Here is a 26725-nt window from a genome sequence, read left to right as displayed (position 1 = left end):
GACAACTTAAGACAGCAGCTTCCCTACCTTAATCTGCCCACTTGAGAGGTTAATCAGCTGTTGTTTGAAAGCTGCATATTCACTAAGCGGTAAACTAACCTGCATCTGCGCTAGGCTAGAAAACTGAGTATCAAGCTTAAGCGCTTGATGGCGCTCGAGCATACTCTCTACTTGGACTGTATAGGCATAATCAAATTCCAAGCTGCACTCTCCACAAGCGACCACTCGCTCAGATTCAACCAACTTTAATGCTTGCTGAACGCCACCGCCATAAGCTTTAACTAGGCCTCCTGTACCAAGTTTAATGCCACCTGAATAACGAACAACCACCGCCAGAATTTGACCTAAGCCACTTCCCTGCAATTGGGCTAACATGGGTTTACCCGCTGTCCCCGAGGGTTCGCCATCATCACTAAAACCCAAACATTGGCTATCGTTAGGGTGACCGGCCACAAAAGCCCAACAATGATGACGCGCTTGTGGATGTAACTGTTTTATTTCTTCTAACTGTTGCTGTGCTTGTTGGCGATTAGCAACTGGAATAATCAAGCTAATAAAACGGCTACGTTTGATTAACTCTTCGCAACTCACCGTTTGCTGCGGTTTAAAATAATCATTTACTGCTATTGCCAATTTTGCTCTCGCGTTAGGTTGTTACAAGCCAGCGCGGTAACCACCACATTGTCTTCTATACGAATACCGCCAAAGCGACGCATTTCATCAACCCTTGCCCAATTAATCAAGCGAGTATGTTCTGATTCAGCCAATTCGGTTAACAAACTTTCGATAAAATATAAACCGGGCTCTATGGTAAGCACTTGGCGCGGTTCAATCATGCGAGTACAGCGCAAAAACGGATCGCTGGCCGGTGCAGCTTGTACATCGCCGTCTTCATCTTGCATAAAACCACCTACGTCATGCACCTGCAATCCTAAGTGATGACCTAAACCATGTGGGAAAAAACAACGTGTAATGCCTTTTTCCACGGCAGCAGCGGCACTGCAATATACAAACTCAAAATCCACTAACAGCTTGGCTAACTGTCGATGCGCTTTAAAGTGCAGGTCGGTATAGCGATACCCGGGTTTTAAATCAGCAATCAAAGCCAGCTGCAGTTTGTCCATTTCAGCCACCAGCTCAGCAAACAGTCCTTTACGGTAAGCATAGGTGCGGGTGATGTCTGCCGCGTACCCCCGATACTCAGCGCCAGCATCAATCAACATTGAATAATGCTGTTTCTCGGCAAGCTTACTAGCACTTAAAGCGGTGTAATGAAGAATTGCTGCATTTTGATTCATGCCAATTATGTTTGAATATGGAAGTGAGTATTCACTTTTTCCCAAGCTAGCTAAATAAGCTAAGTTAATTTCAAACTCTGATGCACCAGCAAAAAACAGCTCTTTAGCGCTCAGGTGGGCTTTAACCGCACGACGGTTTGCCTCATGAATGCATTCAAGCTCGTAGTCGGTTTTGTATGCGCGGTAATAATGCAGGTAGTTAAGCACTGATTCTGGGTTTCGCTCCCCAATATCCAAAGCCTCAGCTAATTCTGTCTGGATGCTCGCCGATGTAGGCACATCGTTGTCGTTTAACTGGCAGGAAAGGCTCAATATCTTGCGGATTAGCCATCCGCTTAATCTCAAAACTATCTACCCAAAAGCCCTCTGGGTCACCTGCCGTTTTATGCCAATAGTCACTTGGCTGATGATAAATCAATACCGGCTTGCTTGTGCCATCAACCACCAGCCAACAATGTGGATGCTCTGTAAGTGGCAGCCAATGTTTGAAATGCGGGTTAGTTTTAAATGGATAATGCTGATCATCCAAAAAGGTTCGTAGAGGGTAACCGGAATGAATGATTAAGGCGTCAAGCTCCTCACGCTCTAATACATCTGCAACCCGCTGCTGCAATTGTTCAATATGCTGAGAAAACAGTTGATGAATAGTTGGCATAGCACCCTCTCTACGACTATTAATTAGCTATTTAGTTATAGCGCATTTAATAAACATATAGTTGGATCTAGAGCAGTTAATTGATGATTTATTAAGGATATAAGCCAGCCACTCACAAGCGGTTTTGTGCGGCAAGCAACAAAATATCAAACAAGTGTTTTAAATGGGTGTTATATTTGTTTTAATGTTTGAGTAACAAATTGATTACAAGTTTATCTCTAACCCCTACACAAAACTGGTGCAATGCACACCAGCCACAAGGAGAGCAGAATGATATATCAAGGCGAGAACCTTAGTGTTCGTTATATTGCCGACGGTATCGCTGAACTAACATTCGATGCCAAGCAAGGAAGTGTAAATAAGCTAGATAAAAGCACTTTAGTATCGCTAGATGAAGCTATTAGCGCGTTGCAACAGCAAACAGAACTAAAAGGCTTATTGCTTAGTTCGGCAAAAGACGCCTTCATTGTTGGTGCTGATATCACCGAGTTTTTGGGTTTGTTTGCACTGCCAGAAGAAGAGCTAGGCGCTTGGCTAACCAAAGCCAATGACATTTTTAACGCCCTAGAAGATCTACCTGTACCTACCGTTTCCGCGATTAATGGCTACGCACTCGGTGGCGGCTGCGAATTTATCCTCTCTACAGATTTACGTATTGCCGAGCCTAGCGCTCGCATTGGCTTACCCGAAACCCAACTGGGCATTATGCCTGGCTTTGGTGGCACAGTGAGATTACCCCGAGTAATTGGTGCCGATAACGCCATGGAATGGATTACTACCGGTAAAAACTACAAAGCAGCAGAAGCACAAAAATTTGGCATGGTAGACGCTGTTGTCCCCGCAGAACGATTACATGATGCGGCCTTAGCCATGCTGCAAGAAGCCATCAATGAAAAAATTGATTGGCAGAACCGTCGCAAAGCTAAACTATCGCCCCTCGCATTAAACAAAATCGAAGCCATGATGAGCTTTAACTGCGCCAAAGGTATGGTTATCGCAAAAGCGGGGCCACACTACCCTGCTCCTATCACTGCAGTTAAAACCATGGAAAAGGCCGCAGCTTGCGGACGTGAAGAAGCTTTAGCCTTAGAAGGTAAATACTTTATTGGTTTGGCAAAATCAGATGTTGCTCAAGCCCTGGTTGGTATCTTCCTAAATGACCAACAACTAAAAGGTTTAGCTAAAAAGGCAGCTAAAAATGCCCAAGCCATTAATCAAGCCGCAGTACTAGGCGCTGGCATTATGGGTGGTGGTATCGCTTATCAAAGCGCTAGCCGTGGCGTACCCGCGGTAATGAAAGACATTAACCAAGCAGCACTTGAGCTTGGCATGAATGAAGCAACTAAGTTACTCAACAAACAGCTAGAGCGTGGTCGCATAGATGGTTTGAAAATGGGCAAAATCCTTTCAGCCATTGACCCGAGCTTAAATTATGAGTCTATCGCTAATAGCGACATCGTGGTTGAAGCAGTGGTTGAAAATCCAAAGATTAAAGCAGCTGTGCTACAAGAGGTGGAACAGAAAGTCTCTGCCGACACCATTGTGGCCTCAAATACTTCCACCATTCCTATTTCGCTATTGGCTAAAAACCTAACCCGCCCAGAAAAGTTCTGTGGTATGCACTTCTTCAACCCGGTGCATCGTATGCCATTGGTTGAAGTTATTCGCGGTGAAAAGACTTCTCAAGAAACCATCGATAGCGTGGTGGCTTACGCTGCCAAAATGGGCAAAACCCCGGTGGTAGTTAATGACTGCCCAGGCTTTTTTGTAAACCGTGTATTGTTCCCTTACTTCTTTGGTTTTACTCGCCTACTTCAAGATGGTGCTGATTTTGTAAAAGTAGACAAAATCATGGAGAAGCAATTCGGTTGGCCGATGGGCCCAGCTTACCTGCTTGATGTGGTAGGTATTGATACCGGCCACCATGCTGGCGCAGTAATGGCTAACGGCTTCCCTGAGCGCATGAGCAAAACCGGAGAAGATGCGATTGATGTTATGTACCAAGCTGAACGCTTTGGCCAGAAAAATGGCTTAGGATTTTATGCCTATACCAAAGACCGCCGAGGTAAACCGAAAAAGGATGCCGATCCGGCCAGCTATGATTTGCTCACCAAAATTTGCAAAGAACGTTACGACTACAGCAGTGAGCAGATTATTGCCCGCATGATGATTCCAATGATTAACGAAGTGGTGCGCTGTTTAGAAGAAGGCATTATTCAAAGCCCTGCCGAAGCCGATATGGCACTGGTTTATGGCTTAGGCTTCCCTCCATTCCGAGGTGGTGTATTCCGCTACCTAGATACCATGGGGTTAGATAACTACGTAGCTCTTGCAGATCAATACGCTGAACTTGGTCCACTTTACCAAGTTACCGACGACCTTCGCGCTAAAGCAGCGGCGGGCGAAACTTACTACGGCAAGCAAGGTTAATGGAGGAATATAAAATGAAAGAAGTAGTGATTGTAGATTGTATTCGTACTCCTATGGGCCGCTCTAAAAACGGATGTTTTAGAAATGTACGTGCCGAAGACTTGTCTGCTCAGCTAATGAAAGGCTTGGTAGAGCGTAACCCTAAGCTCGATCCCAATGACATTGAAGATGTTTACTGGGGTTGTGTTCAACAAACCTTAGAGCAAGGCTTTAACGTTGCGCGTAATGCCGCATTGTTAGCCGGCTTGCCGCATTCAACCGGAGCTGTCACCGTAAACCGTTTATGTGGTTCGTCGATGCAAGCCTTGCACGACGCCGCACGCGCCATTATGGCCGACCAAGGTGATGTATTCATCGTAGGTGGTGTTGAACACATGGGCCACGTGCCAATGAATCACGGGGTAGACTTTCACCCTGGCATGGCTAAATCAGTAGCAAAAGCAGCGGGCATGATGGGCTTAACCGCCGAGTTGCTATCGCAAATGCACGGGATTAGCCGTGAAGCGATGGATGAATTTGGCGCTCGCTCACACCGCTTGGCTCATCAAGCGACACTAGAAGGTCGCTTCGCCAGCGAAATCTTCCCAGTTGAAGGCCACGATGCCGACGGTACCTTAAAGTTAATTGAAACAGACGAAGTGATTCGCCCAGAAACCACAGCAGAAGGTTTGTCTCAACTACGTCCGGTATTTGACCCAGCTAACGGTAAAGTAACCGCGGGTACCTCTTCTGCCTTGTCAGACGGCGCATCGGCCATGTTAGTAATGTCGGCAGAGAAAGCCGCTGAGCTTGGTTTAACGGTACGCGCGAAAGTACGCTCAATGGCCATTGCGGGCTGCGATCCGTCGATTATGGGTTACGGCCCAGTGCCAGCGACCCAAAAAGCACTTAAACGTGCCGGTCTAAAAGTTGAAGATATCGATTTATTCGAACTTAACGAAGCCTTTGCTGCACAGTCTTTACCTTGTGTTAAAGACTTAGGCTTGATGGACCAAGTAGACGATAAGGTAAACCTAAACGGTGGTGCCATTGCTTTAGGTCATCCTTTGGGCTGTTCTGGCACGCGAATCTCTACAACGCTAATTAACCTTATGGAAGCCAAAGACGCCAAACTGGGTGTTGCTACTATGTGTATTGGTTTAGGCCAAGGCATCGCGACAGTGTTTGAACGACCATAAAGTCTAAAAAATAGCTGTGAACGGGAGCATTAAGCTCCCATTTTTTTTGCTTAAGCAGAGCAAGCGTTTTTCCCAAGCCCGTTGTTTGTTATTCTTAGACCATAAACTCTTCGAAAAACAGAATTGAGGCTCATGGTTATAGCTAAACAGTTATTGGTAGTGGATGATGACTTAGAAATTCGCAGCTTACTTGAACAATATTTAAGTAAGTCAGGTTTTGACGTGATTAGCGCCAACGACGGTGAAGAGATGGCAAAGTTGCTAGAGAGCAACGACCCTGAGTTAATCATTCTTGATATCATGTTACCCGGCGACGACGGCTTCACCCTTTGCCAAAAAATTCGTCGTACCTCAAATGTGCCAATTATTATGCTTACTGCCAACTCCGACGAAATGGACCGGATTGTAGGTTTAGAGTTAGGCGCAGATGATTACATTGGTAAACCCTTTAACCCTCGCGAACTATTAGCACGCGTAAAAGCCTTGTTGCGCCGTTCTCAAGTAACCGCTAATGCGCAACAAAATACCCGCTATATTCGCTTTGGCCAGTGGCGTTTAGATAGCCAAACTCAGCAACTTGAACATGAAGACGGGGATAAGCTCGAACTATCAAGTAGTGACTACCGCCTGCTACAACTGTTTTTGCAGCACCCCAACGAAACCCTCGATCGCGATACCATTAGCGATGCCACCCGCGGCCGCGAAAGCTTGCCAATGGAGCGTGGTATAGATGTACAAATTTCTCGTTTGCGCCAGCGCCTCAAAGACGATGGCAGTAATACCCGCTTAATTAGAACTATTCGCGGTGTTGGTTATATGATGGTGACGCAAGTGAGCCATGAAGTTTAAGGCCTTCTTAAATCGAATAAAGCCCAACTCATTATTAGCGAGAATGCTACTGCTATTGTTATTAGCAATTGGCCTAGCGCAGGGTGCCAGTAGCTTTATCTGGTTTTACCAATTGCGCCAATCCGAGTCTGATGGTTTGCGTTCAACCTCGCAAAACTTAGCCTTAAGTTTGGCCTCTACGGTGACCTTTTTTGAGTCTTTACCTTCTGAATATCGCCACATTGTGCTTAATCAGTTGCGCAAAATGGGCGGCACCCGCTTCTTTGTTTCGCTCAATCAAGAATACATTCACATTGACTCCATCCCCGATAGTCACCGTAAAAACATTGTGATTCAAACCGTGGGAGAAGTACTGCATCGCGAGCTCAATCGCAGCCCAATGATTGATGTAGACTTTTCCATGCCCGATAAGCTACATGTACTAAAAAACGATATATTGCTTAAAGACTTACCCTCTTCTTGGGCATCACATACTCTGCAAGTTCAACCGCTTAACCCACCCATTTTAGTGACTCAAATCGAGCTAGAAAGTGGCGAGTGGATTTATTTAGCCGCATTATTGCCCGCGCCCTATATGACCTTGCAAGACAACTTGTTACCGCAAGATCGCATCATGTTCATCGCCTTGATGACTTTTTTCTTGCTACTGTTCACCTTTATCTTAGTTCGCCGTCAAACTCGCCCACTGCGCCGTTTGGCCAAAGCGGCTTCACGTTTAACCATCGATTTATTTCAACCGCCGTTAGTGGAAGAAGGCAGCGATGAAATTCGCAAAGCTACCCGGGCCTTTAATACCATGCAGGGTAAACTGAAGCGTTATATTGAAGATCGAGAATTATTATTTCGCTCTATTTCTCACGACTTAAAAACGCCGATTACCCGGCTACGCTTGCGCGCAGAATTACTTGATGATGAGAAGATAATTGATGCCTTTAACCGTGATTTAGACGAGTTAGAGATCATGGCAAAGGGTGCTTTGCAAACAGTTAAAGATACCGACATTCATGAAAACTTAAGTGATATCAATATAATGACTCACTTAAAACACTGCATTGAACCGTTCTTAGGCAAAGTAGTGGTATTTGGTGAAACCGACAATCCTTATCGCGGGAAACCGCTAGCGATAAAGCGCTGCATCAGCAACCTTGTAGAAAATGGCATTAAGTACGGCAACGATATTGAGATTTATTTGCTCGATGATGATGCCGAGCTTTGTTTGCTATTTGTTGACCATGGCCCTGGTATTCCGGAAGAGCGAATTAAAGAAGTATTTAACCCCTACGTACGATTAAGTAAAGACGATTCTGGCTCTGGTTTAGGCCTAGGTATTGCCCGCAATATTGCCCATGCTCATGGTGGTGACATCACCCTACAAAACCTCCCTCAAGGGGGTTTAGAAGTAAAACTCCAACTGCCTCACATTAAATAAGCCTTTTGTAACAACTTCGTTACAAAAGGTTACTTTGTTATCAAGCTGTTTCATCTAGTCTATTTAGTAGCCAATCAGCGCAGTAAGATTGGTGAAATAAGGAATGGAATTCACAAAAAAATAACAAAGGCATCAATATGCGTAAATTTGCAACTCTCGCCTCTACCCTGGCACTTACTAGCGCTATTAACCTTGCTTATGCAGGGGAAGTAGAAGTTCTTCACTGGTGGACTTCCGGTGGTGAAGCCAAATCTGTAGGCGTGCTAAAAGAAATGTTAGAAGCCCAAGGGCATTCTTGGAAAGACTTTGCCGTAGCTGGCGGCGGTGGTGAAAGTGCGATGACAGTACTTAAAACTCGCGCGATCTCTGGTAACCCACCAGCAGCAGCTCAAATCAAAGGTCACGACATTCAAGAATGGGCAGACCTTGGATTTTTAAGTAACCTGAATGACGTAGCTAAAGCCGAGAAATGGGACGATGCGGTTCCGGCAGTGGTTACCAACGTGATGAAGTTTAACGGTGACTATGTAGCCGTTCCTGTAAACGTGCACCGCGTAAACTGGTTATGGGCTAACCCAGCAGTATTTGAAAAAGCGGGCGCTAAAATCCCTACCACTATGGATGAGTTTTTTGTTTCTGCAGAAAAACTTAAAGCGGCTGGTATTATCCCATTAGCTCACGGTGGCCAAGCTTGGCAAGACGCCACAGTATTTGAAGCCGTGGCTTTAGACATCTTAGGTTCTGAAGACTACAACAAAGCGTTTGTGATGCACGACGATGCAGTGCTTAGCAGCGACAAAATGGTTGAAGTATTTACGGTTTTCAAAAAAATGAGTAACTACATCGATAGCGACTCACCAGGCCGTGATTGGAACATTGCCACCAGCATGGTAATTAATGGCCAAGCCGGTATGCAAATTATGGGAGACTGGGCGAAAGGCGAATTTGTTGCTGCAGGTAAAGTGCCAGGCAAAGATTTCGTTTGCTTACCAGCGCCAGGTACCGACGGCCAATTTACCTTTAACATCGACAGCTTCGCCATGTTTGAACTAGGCAACGCCGATAATGTTAAAGCGCAAAAAGCCCTAGCTAAAACTATCCTTACTCCAGAATTCCAAGAAGTATTTAACTTAAACAAAGGTTCTATTCCAGTACGTACCGATATGGATATGAGCAAGTTTGACAGTTGTGCCTTGGATTCAATGGCGACCTTTAAAGCCAGTAACCAATCAGGCGACCTAGTGCCAAGCATGGCGCATGGCCTAGCCACTACTGGTTACGTTCAAGGTGCCATTTATGATGTAGTGACTAACTTCTTTAATGATCCAGACGGTGACCCTAAAGAAGCAGTAACTAAGTTAGCGCGCGTAGTTAAAGCCGCTAAATAAGCCTTAAAACTCCGGCCACCCGGTCGGAGTTTACCTTTGCTATCCCCATGTTAGTTTGAACACGGAGTTCGAACGAGGCTGTACTATGTTTAATACTCTGCAAAAATGGTTGCCTAAAATCATTCTGTCGCCGTCGATATTTCTGGTTACAGTGTGTATTTATGGCTACGTAGCTTGGACTGGCTACTTATCGTTAACCCATTCTCGCTTTTTACCCAACTTTAAGTGGGCGGGTTTACTGCAATACCAAAAATTGATGGAGAATGATCGCTGGGTCACATCCTGCATTAACCTGCTGATTTTTGGCGTATTGTTTATCATCATCTCAATTATTTTAGGCACCTTGTTAGCGATATTTCTGGATCAGAATATTCGCCAAGAGGGAGCTATCCGCACGATTTACCTTTACCCGATGGCGCTGTCATTTATTGTGACAGGTACTGCCTGGAAGTGGATTTTAAACCCCGGTTTAGGTTTAGAAAAAATGATGCACGACTGGGGTTGGACCAGCTTTGAGTTCAACTGGCTGGTGAGCAATGACATGTCGGTGTATACCTTAGTGATTGCAGCCGTTTGGCAATCCTCCGGCTTTGTAATGGCAATGTTTCTGGCTGGCCTACGTGGCATCGACTCAAGCATAGTTAAAGCGGCGCAAATCGATGGCGCTAGCATGCCCACCATTTACTGGAAGATCATACTTCCTTGCCTGCGCCCGGTGTTCTTTAGTGCGGTAATTATCACCTCTCACATTGCGATTAAGAGCTTTGACTTAGTAACCGCCCTAACCTCTGGTGGCCCAGGTTATTCCTCGGATTTACCGGCACTCTTTATGTATACCCACGCCTTTACTCGCGGACAAATGGGCTTAGGTGCGGCCAGCGCGATGATGATGTTAGGCGGCGTACTCGCGATACTCGTGCCGTATTTATACTCTGAACTGCGTAACCGGGAGCAATAATCATGACTAAATTTTCTCCGGGACGTTTGTTCATCTACTTCATCTTAATATTGTTTTGTGCCATTTATTTAATGCCACTACTGGTTATGCTATTAACCTCGTTTAAAACCCTACCGGATATTCGTGGTGGCAACCTGTTGTCGTTGCCAGAAGTATGGGTATTTGAAGCTTGGTTTAAAGCTTGGGGCAGCGCCTGTACAGGGGTAACTTGTGAAGGAGTTAAAGGCTACTTCTGGAACTCCTTTAAAATGGCCATTCCAGCAGTATTTATCTCTACCCTAATTGGCGCTTTAAACGGCTATGTCATTGCTCACTGGCGTTTTAAAGGTTCAAACTTGTTTTTTGCCTTAATGCTATTTGGCTGCTTTATTCCCTTCCAGGTAATTTTGCTCCCTATGGCAGCTACCTTAGGTAAATTTGGCTTAGCCAATACCACCACCGGTTTGGTATTTGTGCATGTGGTTTATGGCTTGGTATTTACTACCCTGTTCTTCCGTAACTTCTATGTATCGGTACCAGGAGAGCTAGTAAAGGCAGCCAAATTAGATGGCGCTGGCTTCTTCACCATTTTCTTCAAAATAATGCTGCCCATCTCCAAACCTATCATCATGGTTTGCATCATTTGGCAGTTTACTCAGATTTGGAACGACTTCTTATTTGGGGTGGTGTATTCGGGCTCAGACTCGCAGCCTATAACCGTGGCGTTAAACAACTTAGTAAACACCAGTACTGGTGTTAAAGAATACAACGTAGACATGGCCGCCGCGATTATCGCCGCGTTACCTACCCTATTTGTTTATGTTGTAGCAGGAAAATATTTTGTGCGCGGCTTAACCGCTGGCTCAGTAAAAGGATAAAAATTAATGGCGACCTTAGATATAAAACAACTTTATAAGCGCTATGGTAAAAACGGTCCCAATACCCTAGAAGATATTAATATCTCCATTGAGTCGGGTGAGTTTTTAATCCTAGTTGGTCCTTCAGGCTGTGGTAAATCTACTTTAATGAACATGATTGCCGGCTTAGAAGAAATTACCGCCGGAGACATTTGCATAGATGGCAAAGTAGTAAACGGCGTAGACCCTAAAGACCGCGATATTGCGATGGTGTTCCAGTCTTACGCGCTTTACCCCAATATGACAGTGCGTGGCAATATTGAGTTTGCCTTAAAAATTCAAAAAATGGATAAACCAGAACGCGATAAAGAGATCACCCGGGTTGCCCAATTACTGCAAATTGAGCACCTGCTAGATAGAAAGCCTTCGCAGCTCTCTGGTGGCCAGCAACAACGGGTATCAATGGGCCGCGCCTTAGCGCGCCAACCTAAGATCTACTTGTTTGATGAGCCTTTAAGTAATCTAGACGCCAAGCTACGAGTGGAAATGCGTCATGAGATTAAAAAGCTACACCAGCGCTTGGGCACTACCATTGTTTATGTAACACACGATCAAATTGAAGCCATGACTTTAGCCGATCGCATCGCCGTGATGAAAGATGGCCAGCTACTACAATTGGGCTCACCAGCTGAGATTTATAACGACCCAGCAGACATGTTTGTTGCTGGCTTTATGGGCTCGCCAGCCATGAACTTTTTACATTGCAGTGTGGAGCAAAGTGAACAAGGTTTAGTAGGCTCCTTAGTGTGTGACCAACAACAGTCACACACTATTCCACTGCCAGACCACTTAGCAAAATACGCCGGCAAGTCGGTTGTGGTAGGCATTCGCCCAGAGCAGATTACCCATGTGAATCCTTACAAACAAGACAAGCCCCTAGTCACAACCTTAAACCTAAAACTGGGTGTTTTAGAACCTACTGGCCCCGATACCATTGCACTGGTGACATTAAACGACAAAGAAATTAGCTGTCGTTTAGATCCTGATAAGCCAGCGGTGATGGGCGAAAGTCTAGACTTGATGTTTGATATGTCGAGCGCAGTGTTTTTTGACCCTAATAGCGAACAACGGATACGCTAAGTAATACACTAGGGTCTGTTGATCTTTGCTGATGGTTTTTGCATCAATTTATTAGCCATTTAGGCAAGGCAGTGAGTGTGCAGTTAAGTGCGCTTAATAATCACTCGCTAACGCTGAATAAATGGCTAAGAAATACTGCCCGAAGGGTTCGGATAAGCGGGCTTTACTCTTTGTTAAGCACTTTTTGCTTAGCCCACTAGGCCTCTAAGTGCTCGCCGCGATTAAAGCCCGCTTATCTCGAACAACATTTCAACACCAAAGATCAACAGCCCCTAGCAACAAGAGGCTTCGGCCTCTTTTTGTTGGGTTTTCTGCACCTTATTCCGCTGCCATATTGCTCACTCTCTACACAATGGTCAAAGTTGACAGCTGACACCTCGCTTTTAGCTGGTATACAATAGCGCTGTAGCACAAAGAGACCGCAGTAGAATGAGCAATAACTTAGATTTCAATCAAGCCGATCACCAATTAGATGCCTTAGGTTTACGTTGCCCTGAACCTGTTATGATGGTTCGCAAAGCCATCCGTAACATTGATATTGGCGAAACCTTGTTAGTGCAAGCCGACGACCCATCAACCACTCGCGACATGGTCAGCTTTTGCGAGTTCATGGACCACACCTTAGTGGCTAAAAAAACTGACCAAACGCCCTTCCAGTATTTGATCAAGAAAGGCAGTTAGCTTAGTTTTTTCAAAAAAGTCTAATTTATCAGCAATTCCCCGCACAACAGCACTAGGGTCTGCCTGCTTGCTAGGGTATACTCCGTCAGTTATAAAACCGATTATTTTTCATACGCGCGACACTAATCATGCATAAATACGATATTAAAACCTTTCAAGGCCTTATTTTGGCCTTACAGGACTACTGGGCCCGCCAAGGCTGCGTAATTGTTCAACCTTTAGACATGGAAGTAGGTGCAGGCACCTTTCATCCGCAAACCTTTTTGCGCTCTATCGGTCCAGAACCGATGTCTAGTGCTTATGTACAACCATGTCGTCGCCCAACCGATGGCCGCTATGGTGAAAACCCTAACCGCTTGCAACACTACTACCAATTTCAGGTAGTGATGAAGCCATCGCCAGACAACATTCAAGAGCTCTACCTAGGCTCTTTAGTTGAGCTTGGCATCAACCCAGAAGTTCACGACATACGCTTTGTTGAAGACAACTGGGAATCACCAACACTTGGTGCTTGGGGTCTAGGCTGGGAAATCTGGTTAAACGGTATGGAAATCACTCAGTTCACCTACTTCCAACAAGTTGGTGGCTTAGAATGCTCGCCAGTAACCGGTGAAATCACTTACGGTTTAGAACGCTTAGCCATGTACATTCAGGGCGTAGACAGTATCTATGACCTAGTGTGGACAGATGGCCCAATGGGCAAAGTGACCTATGGTGATGTATTCCATCAAAACGAAGTAGAGCAGTCTACTTACAACTTTGAACATGCCGACACCACAGCCTTATTCGCCCAATTTGATCAGTGTGAAAAAGATAGCCAAAAATTAATCGAAGCAGGCTTACCACTGCCAGCTTACGAACAGGTAATGAAAGCCTCACACGCCTTCAACCTACTTGATGCTCGCCATGCTATATCGGTAACCGAACGTCAGCGTTTCATCCTACGTGTTAGAACCCTTTCTAAAGCCGTAGCCGAAACGTATTACAGTGCTCGTGAAGAGCTTGGTTTCCCATTATGCAAAGACAAAAAGTAACGGAGGCAGCATGAGTAACGAAAACCTATTAGTAGAAATCGGCACCGAAGAGTTGCCACCTAAAGCCTTACGCGGCTTGGCTGAGTCTTTTAAAAGCAACGTACAGCAAAGCTTAGAAAAAGCCGGTTTTGAATTTACCAGCGTTGAGTGGTATGCCGCTCCGCGTCGTCTAGCACTAAGCATTCAAAGCTTGAGTGAGCAGACCCCAGATAAAGTTGTAGAAAAGCGCGGCCCTGCTATTAGCAGTGCTTTTGACGCCGACGGCAATGCCACCAAAGCCGCCGAAGGCTGGGCGCGTTCAAATGGTATTACCGTTGATCAAGCAGAGCGTTTAAAAACTGATAAAGGCGAATGGCTACTGCACAAAGCTGAAATAAGTGGCCAAAGCATTTATCAATTATTTCCAGAAATTGTGGCTGATGGCTTAGCCAAGCTGCCAATTCCAAAACCGATGCGCTGGGGCGCTAAAAGCACTCAGTTCATTCGCCCTGTTCATACCATCACCATGCTATACGGTGAGAAGTTAGTTCAAGGCAATATTCTGGGTATCGAGTCAGCCCGTACCGTGCGCGGCCACCGCTTTATGGGTGAAGCCGAGTTCGAACTAAACCACGCTAACGACTACGTTAAACAGCTAGATCGCCGCGGCAAAGTAATTGTTGATTACCAACAACGTAAAGCCATTATTCGCGAGCAAATTGAAGCTGAAGCAGCCCGAGAAGGCGGCGTAGTGGAAATGGATGAAGCATTACTTGAAGAAGTATGTTCTTTGGTTGAATGGCCAGTAGCTATGGTAGGTAGCTTTGAAGAGAAATTCTTGGAAGTTCCTGCTGAAGCGCTAATTTATACCATGAAGGACAATCAGAAATACTTCCCGATTTTAGATACCAAGGGTAACTTACTACCACGTTTTATCTTTGTATCTAACATTGTTAGTAAAGATCCTCAGCAAGTTATCGAAGGTAACGAGAAAGTTGTTCGCCCTCGCCTTGCTGATGCCGAGTTCTTCTTTGAAACCGATAAAAAATCACGTTTAGACTCGCGTCTAGATAAGCTTGCCAATGTTGTATTCCAACAAAAATTAGGCAGCCTGCTAGACAAAGCTAATCGTGTTTCAGAGCTAGCTGCACAAATTGCCGCAGAAATTGGCGGTGATAGCCAACACGCTCAGCGCGCTGGTTTGCTATCAAAAGCTGACTTAAACAGTGAAATGGTACTTGAGTTCCCAGACATCCAAGGTGTTATGGGCATGTACTACGCCAAGTTTGATGGTGAACACGAAGACGTAGCCAATGCGCTTAACCAGCAATACTGGCCACGTTTTTCTGGTGACAAATTACCAGAATCTAAAGTTGCTTCTGCGGTAGCAATTGCCGATAAATTAGATACCTTGGTGGGTATTTTTGCTATTGGCCAGCTGCCTAAAGGCGATAAAGACCCGTTTGCTCTGCGCCGTGCCAGTTTAGGCATTATTCGCATCATTCAAGACAAAGGCTTTGAACTAGATTTAGATACGCTAATCAACAGCGCCCTGTTGCTATTGCCGCTTGAGTTAAACCAAGAGCAACAAGCTAAAGTACATGGCCAACTTATTGAGTTTGTCTATGCTCGCTTGCGCGCCATGTATCTTGAGCAAGGAATTGACGCCAGCGTTATCACTGCGGTACTAGAGCGTAAACCAACTAAGCCAGCTGACATTGAGCAACGCATTAAAGCGGTAAGCCACTTCCGCTCGTTAGAGCAAGCTCAAGCCTTAGCAGCTGCGAATAAACGTGTATCAAACATTCTGGCTAAAAACCCAGATTTTGTTAAACCACAAATTGATAGCAGCTTGCTAAAAGAGCCACAAGAAAAAGCCTTAGCAGAAGCTATTTCAGCTATGCAAAGCAGCTTAAAACCTTTGTTAGAAAACGGCGATTACCAAGCAGCATTAATAGAGCTAGCCACCTTACGTGAAGTAGTGGATAACTTCTTTGATAACGTGATGGTAATGAGCGATGAAGACGCGCTAAAAATTAACCGTTTAAGCCTATTAAACTCGCTACGAGAGCTGTTTTTAGAAATTGCTGACATCTCTGTGATTCAGTAGCCTAAAAGCCTACGCTGCACAATAAAAAAGCCGCGTCCAAGCAAGGGATGCGGCTTTTTTTGATCCACTTAACTTTTTTAATAAAATCAGCCTTTTCTTGAAATCCTTTTCAGCATAGTAGTGTGAGCTTGGCACGTTTTTTCGCGCCTAGCTTCGCTATAAATAAGCTCGAGTTCGGCTCATTACGTAATGTTTGTCTGTAAAGACAAAGGAAAGCTATAAAAATAGAAAGGAATTGGAAATGCTTAAAAATATCATGAAAGCAGGTGTGCTAGCGCTAATCACCGTAATTGCTGCAGGCTGTGCCTCTGGCGATTCAAACAGCAAACTAACTCGTGACGTATACCTACGTGGTGTATTCACATGGTGGGATGCTGATCCTCAGTTCAAACTTCAACCTGTTGAAGGTAAAGAAAACGTATGGTTTGCTACTTCTGCTGCTGACGAGCCACTAATCGCTGACGGCCAACCTTACGAGTGGAAATTTGGTGATGCTGCATGGCAATGTGGTACTAACTTCGGTTTCCTATCTGGAGAAGCAGACATCAAACTTGGCGAGCGTCGTCAATCTAACAAATGTTCAGCATTTGATAACTTCAAGTTCACTCCAGAAGAAGATGGTGTTTACCGTTTCTTCCTAGACTGGACAGAAGAATTACCAGTTGTTTACATCGAAAAAGTAGAAATGTAAGCACCGCTTACTCTCTATATAAGCCCCTCTTTGGGGCTTTTTTTTTCGGTCAACAGCAATAACTATATGGATGTAAGCAATGCAACAAGTCATTAAACCTGCCCTGCTTGGTTGTTTAGTCAGCATGGCAATAGCTGGGTGTGCTTCAAACGAAGCAAACACTGGCGGAGCTGCTAGCAGCTCAAGCGAAGCACTTGCTCAAAGCGCACAATGTCTGCAATGGGATGGTCAGCCCGTAACGGTAGATGTAAGTGAAAGTTTTGAAGAAGGCACCGCTGTTAAAGATTTTTATAGCGGTCAAATGAGTACCGTTTATCAAGGTAAGGTAACTTTTACCCCTTCACCTGAAAGTGGCGGCTTGTTACTACTAGAGTCTGTGGGTAAAAAAGCCGATGAATTTAGCTGGGATAGCGCCTCTGTATACTTTGTTATGACAGACCGCTTCTACAACGGCAACCCCGATAACGACAATAGTTATGGCCGTACTAAAGATGGCAAGAACGAAATAGGTACCTTCCATGGCGGCGATATTGCCGGCCTGAGCAAAAAGCTCGATTACATTGAAGATTTAGGCATCAACGCAATTTGGATTACTGCACCTTACGAGCAAATCCGTGGTTGGGTTGGCGGCGGTATGCGAGGTGACTTCAAGCATTACGGTTACCACGGCTACTACGTGCAAGACTACACCGTAATGGACCAAAATATGGGTACAGCGGAAGAGTTTAAGCAGTTCGTAGATGACGCCCATGCTCGAGGCATTCGCGTGGTGATGGACATTGTGATGAACCACACCGGTTACGCTACTTTAAGCGACATGCAAGAGTTTGGTTTTGGTGCCACACAAGAATATGACGTACCTATCGAAAATTACCTGGGTAAAAAGTGGACCGACTGGACTCCAGGTAAAGGCGAAACCTGGCATAGCTTTAACGACTATATAGATTATGGTGATCGTAACGAGTGGGTGAAATGGTGGGGACCTGATTGGGTACGAACTGACATTTCTGGCTACCCTAACCCAGGCCCAAGTGACTTCGAGATGTCGCTAGCTTACTTACCTGATTTTAAAACTGAATCAGATAAGGTTGTGGGTTTACCGCCTTTCTACAAAAATAAAGCTGATACCAAAGCGGTAGAAATCCCTGGAGCAACAGTTAGAGACTACTTGGTCACCTGGTTGTCAGACTGGGTACGTGAATATGGTATCGACGGTTTCCGTGCAGACACCGTTAAACACGTTGAGCCAGAAGCATGGCAAGCCTTGAAATTAGCTTCTAGTAAAGCCTTTGCCGAATGGAAGCAAAACAACCCTGATAAAGTACTTGATGACAATGACTTTTGGATGACTGGTGAGTTTTGGGGGCAAGGTTTGAATAACTCGCGCCTATTTGACGCCGGCTTTGATTCGCTTATCGATTTCACTTACCAAACCGATCTAGCTAAAAAAGGCATGAACTGTTTGTCTAATATGCAAGATGGCTATCAACGCTACGCAGACGTGCTAGGAAAGCGCGATGGCAAGGTTCTAAGCTACGTATCATCTCATGATACTAAATTAGCCTTCGGCACCATCAGCAAGGATCTAGAGCAGCAAAAACAACTTGGCTCAGCCTTCTTGTTAATGCCTACAGCGGTACAAGTTTACTACGGTGATGAAAGCGCTCGTGAAAAAGGACCTCGTAGCTCGGATAAACACCAAGCAACTCGCTCAGATATGAACTGGGACCAGTTAAATGATGAACAACGATTAGCGGTTCATAATCACTGGCAAAAACTTCTTCAGTTCCGTAAGCGCCACCAAGCGGTGGGTAGTGGTGAGCACAAGCAGCTAAATTCAGCTCCTTACGTATTTGAACGCCGTAAAGGCGAAGATGCTGTGGTTGTTGTTTATGTAGGCCAGCAAGCCAAATAGACTCAACCTGCACTAAAATAAAAGCGGCTTACTTAAGCCGCTTTTTTATTGCCGAAGACCAGAGAAACTCAGCCGGAGTTTGATCTGTAATGACAATTGCTATTCAAAAGCAAACTTTGTTAAGGTGACGCCTTAGCTTAAAAGGTGCGTTATGACATATTCAAATTTTGGCAACAAATTCACTCGCCATTCAGGCATTACTCAACTGATGGATGACCTTGATGAAGGGATCCGAGCGGGTGATGAAATGATAATGTTAGGCGGCGGTAATCCTGCGCAGATTCCCGAAATGAACGCAATCTTTGAACAGCACCTTCAAGCTGGCATAAGTAATAAAAGCTTACTGGCTGCACTATGTAACTATGATGCCCCACAGGGTAACAAGAACTTCATATCCAACCTTGCGACATTTTTTAGAAATGAATTCCACTGGGATATAAATGAAGAAAATATTGCACTCACGAACGGTAGTCAAAGTGCATTTTTCTTCCTTTTCAATTTATTTGCAGGTAAAGGCAAGAACAATAAGCGAGTATTATTCCCGCTTGCTCCTGAATATATCGGCTATGAAGACAGCGGAATAGACGAAGACTTATTTATTGGTAATAAACCTAGCATCGAATATTTGGCTGATAGACAGTTTAAGTATCACGTTGATTTTGAACACTTAACAATTGATGAAAGCGTTGGTCTCATTTGTGTGTCACGCCCCACCAATCCTACCGGCAATGTCATTACCAATAACGAAATCAACAAGCTTTCGGCACTTGCCAAGCAGCATCAAGTACCACTATTGATTGATAATGCCTACGGACTGCCCTTTCCAAACCTAGTATTTACCGAGGGAGCTAGTCCATTCTGGGACAGCAATACTATTCTTTGCTTAAGTTTATCTAAGCTTGGTTTACCCGGAACACGCTGCGGCATTGTTATCGCCAAACCAGAAACTATCAAAGCAGTCTCTAATTTGTCAGGAATTATTAATTTGTCACCGGGCGGCGTTGGCCCTGCGCTAGCTAACGAGATGCTTAAAGACAACAGCTTGCTAGATGCTAGTAACCACGTAATAAAACCTTTCTACCAGCAGAAATCACAGCAAGCGATTAGCTGGCTTCAAGCTGCTATACCTTCTAGCAAATTTCGAATACATAAATCTGAAGGTGCAATGTTCTTGTGGCTTTGGTTTGAAGGTTTAACTATAAGCGACAAACAACTTTACCAGCAGTTAAAAGCAAATGGCTTACTCATAGTGCCAGGCAGTTACTTCTTCCCAGGTATCGACAAGGACTGGCGGCATACCCAAGAATGTATTCGTCTTAACTTTGCTCAAAATGAAGAACAGGTTAAACGCGGTATTGAGATATTAGCTGATGTGGTAAACCCACTACTGGCAGATTAACTCACTAACAAAAAAGGGCCTGTTGGCCCTTTTCATTCTCTATCACTAGCGTTTAGTTAAGCTGATTTAGCTTCTAAGCTTTCTACGTTTAACTTACCGTTAATAGGTATTTGCTTAGGTTTAAGCGCTTCAGGGATCTCCCGCTCTAGCTCAATAAATAACAAACCATTTTCTAAGTTAGCTGCTTTTACTTTTACATGGTCAGCAATTTGATATTTACGCTCAAAGCCGCGTTCTGCGATACCTTGATGTAAAAACTTAGCTTGGCTGTTTTTCTTCTGCTTAGTACCAGTAACGATTAATGCATTCTCTTGAGCAACAATTGATAGCTCGTCTTCTGCAAATCCAGCAACAGCTAAAGTGATTCGGTAATTATTTTCATCTACCGCTTCAATGTTGTAAGGAGGGTAACCGTTATTCTGAGTTTGAGCGCTTTGGTTAGATGCAGCTTCAATAAAGTTAGCTAGACGATCAAAACCAATGGCTGTGCGATAAAGTGGTGAAAAGTCGTATTGATTACGCATAGTATATTATCCTCATAGAGCAATAAATTGTATTGGACCAGCACTATTGCTGCGTCCCTTTCTTAACAAAACCCACCTTTGTGGCATCCTGTTATTACTAGATGTGGGGATAAGTTTTTTGGTTTCAAGGGCGGCAGATACAAAAAAGGCAATATTTACATATTGCCTTTTTTTAGTGCTACTTTTTGAACTTGGAATTAAACGTCTAGGTTTTCCACATTCAATGCGTTGTCTTCGATAAAGTTACGACGCGGCTCAACTTGGTCACCCATTAAAGTAGTAAACAACTGGTCACAAGCAATTGCATCTTCAACCGTTACTTTCAACATACGACGCGTTTCTGGGTCCATAGTAGTTTCCCAAAGTTGGTCCGGGTTCATTTCGCCCAAACCTTTATAACGTTGAATGTATAGACCACGGCGCGACTCAGCCATTAGCCAGTTAAGCGCTTCTTCAAAACTAGTAACAGGCTTGGTCTTCTCACCACGTTTAACGTAAGCACCCTCTTCTATTAAGTTATTAAGATTATCGTATAAGCTACAAATATCTTTATAGTCATTGGAAGCAAAGAACTCAGGTTCGAACTTAAAGCTTACATCCACACCATGCTGACGCAGTGTAACAACAGGATAATAGATATCACGTTCATCGTGTTTTTCTATTTCAACTGAGTAGTAGTTACCACTAGGAAGCTCAGCATTAACCGGAGCAATAAGCTCTTCAGACCATTGCTCTAATGCTTCAGCATCTTTAAGTTCATCAACATTAAGCGCACGCTGGTAAACCATCTGGCTCAATAATGATATTGGGTAACGACGCGCTAAACGCTCGTTGTTTTTCCAAACACGGCGATACTGCGTCACTAAACTTTCTAGCGCTTCACCGCCAATAGCAGGAGCCTCTGGATTTACATATAAACCAGAATTATCTAACGCCAAGGTGGTTAGGTATTCAGTTAGCGATTCTTCATCTTTTACATAGCGCTCTTGCTTGCCTTTCTTCACTTTATATAAAGGAGGCTGAGCAATGTAAATGTAGCCACGCTCAATAATTTCTGGCATTTGACGATAGAAGAAGGTCAATAGCAAAGTACGAATGTGCGAGCCATCGACATCAGCATCGGTCATGATAATGATGTTGTGGTAACGCGTTTTATCTGGATCGTACTCGTCACGACCAATACCACAACCCATGGCAGTAATCAGCGTTGCCACTTCTTGAGAAGATAACATCTTATCAAAGCGGGCTTTTTCTACGTTTAAGATTTTACCTTTTAGTGGAAGAATCGCTTGGTTCTTACGGTTACGCGCTTGTTTAGCACTACCACCCGCAGAATCACCCTCCACTATATATAGTTCAGATAAGGCAGGGTCTTTTTCCTGACAGTCGGCTAACTTACCAGGTAAACCAGCTAAATCTAAGGCGCCTTTGCGACGAGTCATATCACGAGCTTTACGTGCAGCTTCACGAGCACGAGCCGCATCAATAATTTTTTGCGTGATAATTTTAGCTTCTTGTGGGTTTTCTAATAAGTACTCACTTAGCTTTTCACCCATGGTTTGTTCAACTGCAGACTTCACTTCCGAAGACACTAACTTGTCTTTAGTTTGGCTAGAGAATTTTGGATCAGGTACCTTAACCGAGATAACCGCAGTTAGACCTTCACGAGCATCATCACCCGTGGCACTGCTTTTATCTTTCTTATTAACTTCTTTTTCCATGTAGCTGTTAAGGGTACGAGTTAACGCAGCTCTAAAGCCAGCTAAGTGAGTACCACCATCACGCTGAGGAATGTTGTTAGTAAAACAATAGATGTTTTCTTGGAAACCATCGTTCCACTGCATCGCTACTTCTACTGCAATACCGTCATCACGTTGGAAGTTAAAGCTAAACGCTTTATCGTGGATTGGTGTTTTGTTGGTATTAAGGAACGAAACAAAAGCCTGAATACCACCTTCATAACAGAAGTGGTCCTGCTTATCATCACGCTCATCTTTTAAGATGATAGACACACCTGAGTTCAAGAATGACAATTCACGCAAACGTTTTGCAAGAATATCGTAATGGAACTTAGTGTCAGAGAAGATTTCATCACTAGGCCAAAAGCGTAACTCGGTACCAGTTTTATCAGTATCGCCAACAACCGCTAACGGCGCATCAGGTTCACCCAGAGTATAAAACTGCTCATAAACGTGCCCTTGACGCTTAACTGTTAGCTGCAGCTTAATAGACAAGGCGTTAACTACCGATACACCAACACCGTGCAAACCACCAGATACTTTATAAGAGTTATCGTCAAATTTACCACCAGCGTGGAGAACCGTCATGATTACTTCAGCTGCAGACACACCTTCTTCAGGGTGAATATCAACTGGAATACCACGACCATCATCGGATACAGATACCGATCCATCGTTGTGAATTGTCACTACAACATCAGAACAATGGCCAGCCAATGCTTCATCAATAGAGTTATCTACAACTTCGAAGACCATGTGATGTAAACCTGAGCCATCATCGGTATCGCCAATATACATCCCAGGACGTTTTCTTACTGCATCAAGGCCCTTTAGTACCTTAATACTCGATGAGCCATATTCATTTTCAGCCATGTTTTACTCTCGTTTTATAGTCGCTGATAACACCATGTTCCACGTGAAACATTGTGCATCCTTCTAAATCAAATCCATCTAGCATCTGCTCCTCAATCGCGGAAACAAACACTTGAGACCCATTGTGTTGTAAGCATCTAGCTAACAACTGTCGTTTAGACATATCTAGTTCTGCAGCAAAATCATCAATCAGGTAAACGGTTTTCTTTCCACTTGTTTGCTGAGCATGTTGCCCTTGCGCCAAAATTAAAGCGCACACAAACAGCTTTAACTGCCCTCTCGAAATTACGTCTACTGCATTTATGCCATCAAACTTAAACTTCAAATCTGCTTTGTGAGGCCCGTTCTGGGTATAACCAAGTAATCGGTCTCTCTCATAGCTTTGCTTTAGCAATTCTTCTAAAGCAACTTTATCGTCCCATCCTTGATAAAAAGCCATATCAAATTGGTACTCTGGCAAAAACTCTGTAACTAACTCAGCCAGCGTATCTGCAATACTCTCTACATACTTTTTGCGTTGTTCACTTACTACTAAAGCGAGTTCAACTAACTGCTTATCCCAAAACTGCAAATCTTGATATCGCCTTGTCTGTTTCAACAAAGCATTTCTTTGTTTCAATATTCGCTTGTAGTTTTGCCAAGCGGCGTGGAACTGATGTTCCACGTGAAACACTCCCCAATCCAAATAAGCGCGTCGATGTTTAGGACTACCATCAACTAAGCCATACCCTTCTGGATGAAGGATTTGCAAAGGCAACAATGAAGCAAGCACCGCTTGGCTTCTCACTGTCTCTTTGTTAATCCTTAAAGCAGTGTCTCCGCCTTTAAACTTTTGCAATCCAATTTTGTGCTCATCTAACTGAGCAAATACAACAAAACTGTCTTGCTGGTAAGTAATAACTTTACTAGGCCTATTACTTCTAAAAGAGCGGCCAAACCCTAAGTAGTAAATGGCTTCTAGTACACTTGTTTTACCGCTGCCATTTTGCCCCAAAATAACATTAAGCTTGGGGTTAGGGCTTAGGTTGGCACTCTTTATATTTCTAAAATTTTGTAAACCTAAGCTTTGAATTTGCATTAGCTACAAGACATTACAAACGCATAGGCATTACAACGTACATTGCTTTGCCGGTTTGTTCAGCATCTTCAATCAAGGCGCTGCTATTGCTGTTGCTCATATTTATTCTGATTTGATCGCACTTAAGGGCATTCAATACATCCAAAACATAAACAACGTTGAATCCTATTTCTAAATCTTCGGCCTGGTAATCTACGTCCAAGATTTCTTCTGCTTCTTCTTGCTCAGGGTTATTTGCAGTGATCTTTAAGCTTCCAGATTCTAGCTGTAAGCGTACACCGCGAAATTTCTCGTTAGACAAAATAGCTGCACGTGAGAATGCTTGTTTAAGCTCATCTCTACCGGAAATTAATGCTTTATCACTATTAGCAGGAAGAACTCGGCGATAATCAGGGAAACGGCCATCAACTAACTTACTGGTAAAAGTAAAGCCTTGAACACTGGCTCGAATATTGTTGCTACCAATTTGCAATTCAACTAACTGATCTTCGTGCTCGAGCATTCGCGCTAGTTCAATCACACCTTTACGCGGAACAATAACTTGTTGCGCTTGCAAAGGTTGCTCAAAACGTTGTTCGGCTAAGGCTAAACGGTGTCCATCAGTAGCAATAGTTTTCAAACCTTTTTCGTCAGTCTCAAACAACATACCATTTAAGTAATAACGAACATCCTGGCTAGCCATTGAGAACTGAGTACTATCAATCAGGTTCTTAAGTTGGCCTTGAGTCAGCTGAATTAGCTGCTGGCTTTGCCAATCTTCGATGTTTGGAAAATCGTTAGCAGGTAAGGTTGCTAGAGAAAAACGACTACGCCCAGAGCGTAGTACCAAACGATTATCGTCGGCTTTACAGCTAATCTCACAACCATCTGGTAAACCACGACAAATATCTACAAACTTTTTAGCCGGTACGGTAACTCGCCCTTCATTTACAGCACTTTCTAGCGGAAGTGTCGCAATAAGTTCGACTTCCATATCGGTGCCGGTAATCGACAACTGTTGGTTGCTTATATCTAGCAGAACATTACCCAAAATAGGAATAGTTGGACGCCCACCCAGAGCAGCACTCACTTGCTGCAAAGGTTTAAGCAGTTGTTCTCGGTTAATACTAAATTGCATACCTAGTCACGCCTCTCCGATTATGACGATAATGTGCGGATTAAATTCTGATAATCTTCTTTAATGTCGTGGCTTTCTTCTTTAAGTTGAGAGATCTTACGACAAGCATGTAATACCGTTGTATGGTCGCGACCACCAAACGCATCACCAATTTCTGGCAAGCTGTGGTTAGTAAGCTCTTTTGCCAGCGCCATTGCTAATTGTCGCGGCCTAGCCACCGAACGAGAACGTCGTTTAGACAACAGATCAGCCACTTTAATTTTGTAATACTCGGCAACTGTTTTTTGAATATTATCAATAGTTACCAATTTCTCTTGCAGCGCTAACAAATCACGTAAGGCTTCACGAACAAAATCAATGGTGATTGCGCGTCCAGTGAAGTTGGCGTTAGCAATCACACGATTCAACGCCCCTTCTAGTTCACGAACATTAGAACGCAAACGTTTAGCGATAAAGAAAGCAACTTCGTCGGGCAAACGAATATTATTTTCGTTCGCCTTAGTCATTAAAATAGCTACGCGAGTTTCTAACTCTGGGGGTTCGATAGCAACCGTTAAGCCCCAACCAAATCGACTTTTTAAGCGATCTTCAACACCATCAATTTCTTTAGGGTAGCGGTCACTGGTTAAGATAATTTGCTGATTACCTTCCAACAAAGCGTTAAAGGTATGGAAGAACTCTTCTTGTGAGCGCTCTTTATTAGCAAAAAACTGAATATCATCGATTAACAAAGCATCAACGCTACGGTAGTAACGTTTAAAATCTTCTATTGCATTGTTTTGTAAAGCTTTTACCATATCTTGAACAAATCGCTCAGAGTGCATGTACACTACCTTAGCATTCTTTTTGTTCTCGATAATGCCATTACCCACCGCATGTAAAAGGTGAGTCTTACCTAAACCTGTGCCGCCATATAAAAATAGCGGGTTATAAGCACCACCAGGATTATTGGCTACCTGAGTAGCAGCAGCGCGCGCGAGTTGGTTCGATTTACCTTCAACAAAGTTGTCGAACTGGTAAGTGGCATTAATATTATTTCGATGATTGGCTTCTAGAGCGGATTTTACCGCTGGTTCTTTATCCCAGCTCTTACCGCTATCGTTATTACTCACTGGGGCAGCAGTGGCTCCAGCTTGCACGGGATCGGCTTTTACTGGATTAGATAAGGTTCGGCTAACAGGTTTACTGCCTACCTCAAACCGCAAACTCGGTTTATCACTTCCGCAAAACTCTTCGAGTAAAGCATTCACTCGGATCAAGTACTTATCTTTAACCCAATCCAATACAAAACGGTTTGGTGCGTATAACACCAATAACTCTGCGTCTTGCTCAACTTGCAGTGGTCGGATCCACATACTAAATTCTGTTGCCGGCAATTCATCTTGTAAACGTACTAAGATTTGTTGCCAAAGAGACCCACTCAC

20 protein-coding genes and 1 pseudogene are annotated in these 26725 nt (G+C 44.0%); 14 read left to right on the top strand and 7 right to left on the bottom strand.

All coding sequences use genetic code 11. From position 1 onward, the window contains the following. Positions 1 to 6 precede the first annotated feature (6 nt). Together LQZ07_RS00105 and pepQ are read right to left on the bottom strand one after the other, a co-directional pair. Complete coding sequence (locus LQZ07_RS00105) at positions 7 to 633, bottom strand: YigZ family protein (protein ID WP_152785051.1); 627 nt, start codon at positions 631 to 633, stop codon at positions 7 to 9. Next, positions 624 to 1953 (bottom strand): annotated as a pseudogene (gene pepQ / locus LQZ07_RS00100) (Xaa-Pro dipeptidase). Before pepQ ends, LQZ07_RS00105 begins: the two are co-directional and overlap by 10 nt. Positions 1954 to 2223: 270 nt before the next feature. Between pepQ and fadB the strand changes: the two are divergent. From fadB to LQZ07_RS00030, 14 genes are all read left to right on the top strand, one after another. Then, the gene (gene fadB, locus LQZ07_RS00095) at positions 2224 to 4383 is read left to right on the top strand and encodes a fatty acid oxidation complex subunit alpha FadB (protein WP_152785052.1); all 2160 of its coding nucleotides are present in this window, start codon (positions 2224 to 2226) and stop codon (positions 4381 to 4383) included. Positions 4384 to 4397: 14 nt separating this feature from the next. Continuing rightward, the gene (gene fadA, locus LQZ07_RS00090; protein ID WP_016400298.1) at positions 4398 to 5561 is read left to right on the top strand and encodes an acetyl-CoA C-acyltransferase FadA; all 1164 of its coding nucleotides are present in this window, start codon (positions 4398 to 4400) and stop codon (positions 5559 to 5561) included. A 132-nt stretch (positions 5562 to 5693) separates the two neighbouring features. Then, on the top strand, positions 5694 to 6410 hold the full coding sequence (locus tag LQZ07_RS00085; RefSeq protein ID WP_016400297.1) for a response regulator: 717 nt from the start codon (positions 5694 to 5696) through the stop codon (positions 6408 to 6410). Beyond that, positions 6400 to 7839, top strand: coding sequence for an ATP-binding protein (locus tag LQZ07_RS00080; protein ID WP_016400296.1), 1440 nt, complete (start codon positions 6400 to 6402; stop codon positions 7837 to 7839). The genes LQZ07_RS00085 and LQZ07_RS00080 overlap by 11 nt, the downstream gene beginning before the upstream one ends. Before the next feature lie 137 nt (positions 7840 to 7976). After that, a complete protein-coding gene (locus tag LQZ07_RS00075; RefSeq protein WP_152785053.1) occupies positions 7977 to 9227 on the top strand; it encodes an ABC transporter substrate-binding protein in 1251 nt (416 codons plus the stop codon). A gap of 85 nt (positions 9228 to 9312) precedes the next feature. Beyond that, positions 9313 to 10185 (top strand): carbohydrate ABC transporter permease, encoded by an 873-nt coding sequence (locus LQZ07_RS00070; RefSeq protein ID WP_016400294.1) that lies wholly within the window; start codon positions 9313 to 9315, stop codon positions 10183 to 10185. 2 nt (positions 10186 to 10187) lie between these two features. Next, positions 10188 to 11042, top strand: coding sequence for a carbohydrate ABC transporter permease (locus LQZ07_RS00065; RefSeq protein ID WP_016400293.1), 855 nt, complete (start codon positions 10188 to 10190; stop codon positions 11040 to 11042). 6 nt (positions 11043 to 11048) lie between these two features. Next, positions 11049 to 12161 carry an ABC transporter ATP-binding protein gene (locus LQZ07_RS00060; protein ID WP_152785055.1) on the top strand — a complete coding sequence of 371 codons (1113 nt, stop codon included), beginning with the start codon at positions 11049 to 11051 and terminating at the stop codon, positions 12159 to 12161. A gap of 429 nt (positions 12162 to 12590) precedes the next feature. Beyond that, positions 12591 to 12842, top strand: coding sequence for a sulfurtransferase TusA (gene tusA / locus LQZ07_RS00055; RefSeq protein WP_016400290.1), 252 nt, complete (start codon positions 12591 to 12593; stop codon positions 12840 to 12842). A 128-nt stretch (positions 12843 to 12970) separates the two neighbouring features. Beyond that, positions 12971 to 13876: a glycine--tRNA ligase subunit alpha gene (gene glyQ, locus LQZ07_RS00050; RefSeq protein ID WP_016400289.1), complete on the top strand. Its 906-nt coding sequence runs from the start codon at positions 12971 to 12973 to the stop codon at positions 13874 to 13876. 10 nt (positions 13877 to 13886) lie between these two features. Continuing rightward, complete coding sequence (gene glyS, locus LQZ07_RS00045) at positions 13887 to 15965, top strand: glycine--tRNA ligase subunit beta (RefSeq protein ID WP_152785057.1); 2079 nt, start codon at positions 13887 to 13889, stop codon at positions 15963 to 15965. Between the two features lie 241 nt (positions 15966 to 16206). After that, on the top strand, positions 16207 to 16656 hold the full coding sequence (locus LQZ07_RS00040; protein ID WP_016400287.1) for a hypothetical protein: 450 nt from the start codon (positions 16207 to 16209) through the stop codon (positions 16654 to 16656). 79 nt (positions 16657 to 16735) lie between these two features. Further along, complete coding sequence (locus LQZ07_RS00035; protein ID WP_152785059.1) at positions 16736 to 18571, top strand: alpha-amylase; 1836 nt, start codon at positions 16736 to 16738, stop codon at positions 18569 to 18571. A gap of 151 nt (positions 18572 to 18722) precedes the next feature. After that, positions 18723 to 19970 (top strand): valine--pyruvate transaminase, encoded by a 1248-nt coding sequence (locus tag LQZ07_RS00030; protein WP_152785061.1) that lies wholly within the window; start codon positions 18723 to 18725, stop codon positions 19968 to 19970. A gap of 56 nt (positions 19971 to 20026) precedes the next feature. Here LQZ07_RS00030 and LQZ07_RS00025 read toward each other — a convergent pair whose 3' ends face one another. The 5 genes from LQZ07_RS00025 to dnaA all read right to left on the bottom strand — a co-directional run bounded on the left by LQZ07_RS00025 (position 20027) and on the right by dnaA (position 26725). Next, the gene (locus LQZ07_RS00025; protein ID WP_016400284.1) at positions 20027 to 20494 is read right to left on the bottom strand and encodes an Hsp20 family protein; all 468 of its coding nucleotides are present in this window, start codon (positions 20492 to 20494) and stop codon (positions 20027 to 20029) included. A 197-nt stretch (positions 20495 to 20691) separates the two neighbouring features. After that, positions 20692 to 23106, bottom strand: coding sequence for a DNA topoisomerase (ATP-hydrolyzing) subunit B (gyrB, locus tag LQZ07_RS00020; RefSeq protein WP_016400283.1), 2415 nt, complete (start codon positions 23104 to 23106; stop codon positions 20692 to 20694). Continuing rightward, a complete protein-coding gene (recF, locus tag LQZ07_RS00015) occupies positions 23099 to 24184 on the bottom strand; it encodes a DNA replication/repair protein RecF (protein ID WP_152785063.1) in 1086 nt (361 codons plus the stop codon). The genes gyrB and recF overlap by 8 nt, the downstream gene beginning before the upstream one ends. Before the next feature lie 13 nt (positions 24185 to 24197). After that, complete coding sequence (gene dnaN, locus LQZ07_RS00010) at positions 24198 to 25301, bottom strand: DNA polymerase III subunit beta (RefSeq protein WP_016400281.1); 1104 nt, start codon at positions 25299 to 25301, stop codon at positions 24198 to 24200. Positions 25302 to 25321: 20 nt separating this feature from the next. Beyond that, positions 25322 to 26725, bottom strand: a complete 1404-nt coding sequence (gene dnaA / locus LQZ07_RS00005) for a chromosomal replication initiator protein DnaA (RefSeq protein ID WP_249483437.1) — start codon at positions 26723 to 26725, stop codon at positions 25322 to 25324.

Origin of the sequence: Agarivorans sp. B2Z047 (assembly GCF_023373605.1) — a bacterium.
Classification (GTDB): Bacteria; Pseudomonadota; Gammaproteobacteria; order Enterobacterales; family Celerinatantimonadaceae; genus Agarivorans; species Agarivorans albus.
This window is presented reverse-complemented; position numbering and strand designations above follow the sequence as displayed.